This is a genomic window from Psychrobacter piscatorii, assembly GCF_001444505.1.
Classification (GTDB): Bacteria; Pseudomonadota; Gammaproteobacteria; order Pseudomonadales; family Moraxellaceae; genus Psychrobacter; species Psychrobacter piscatorii_B.
Map to the genome: position 1 here is coordinate 1 of NZ_LNDJ01000034.1, position 929 is coordinate 929.

General features: G+C 34.1%; 1 protein-coding gene. It reads left to right on the top strand.

Features of this window, described 5'->3' with window-relative positions:
- Window positions 1-413 precede the first annotated feature (413 nt).
- Complete coding sequence (locus AS194_RS01910; RefSeq protein WP_058023797.1) at window positions 414-773, top strand: hypothetical protein; 360 nt, start codon at window positions 414-416, stop codon at window positions 771-773.
- The last annotated feature ends 156 nt before the right edge of the window (window positions 774-929 follow it).

The following is a 929-nucleotide window of genomic DNA, read 5'->3' on the forward strand; positions in this document are numbered from 1 at the left end:
GCAGTTAGTTTCTACTTTTAAGTGTTATTATTTTTTGGAGTGATTACCATTTAACGTCAAAAAAGTAGTTTCTAGGCTCTAAAATATAATCATTATTAATTAGTATGATGTTTCCTACCCAGTGGTCGTTATTTCTCCTTGAATGGTCGAGTAGAAATGTGATCTGACCCCGTATATAGAATATAATAACAGTCACTACGGAAATTTGTTTACGATTACGCTATAGTTCCTGTACCTAAAAATACATTTAATTATTCGTATTCAATCATCATAATTCCTTAAGTGTAAGTAAGCATATTTAAGTTATACTAATGTTTATATAGTTAATTCAGCTTAACATAATTTGATATTGCTCGATTGTGCAAGTGTCTCTAATCGAGAATTATCTCAACACAAAAAAATAGGAAAAAAGTATGTCAAATATCAATGAGTCTTTACAAGAGTTAATGGATCTTGATGGTGCGATGGGTGCCTGCATTGTGGATTATATGTCAGGTATGGTGTTAGGCACGATTGGTGGCGGTGTCGATCTTGAGCTGGCTGCTGCCGGTAACTCACAAGTTGTAAAGGCAAAAGTAGCAACGATGAAATCACTCGACATCAAAGGTGAAATCGAAGATATGTTGATCACACTAGAGTCTCAGCTACACATCATTCGTCCGACAGCCAATCATGAAGATTTATTTATCTACTTAGTACTTGATAAATCAAAAGCGAACCTTGCATTGGCACGCCGTAAAGTACAGTCAATCGAAAGCAAACTAGAAATATAATTTGGCCAAAATCAATTGAGCCAATCAATGGTTTGTTGATTCTGTCTTATTACATCTGATGTATTACTTAGGATACACAATGAGGTCAAATTCGTTATATACAGTATGTATATAACGAATTATTAATTTATACCCCACTCTCAACTTCGAAAGTGA

What these genes read in the sequence shown, in the direction of transcription:
- AS194_RS01910 (WP_058023797.1), top strand. Translation starts at nt 414, where the DNA reads ATGTCAAATATCAATGAGTCTTTACAAGAGTTAATGGATCTTGATGGT.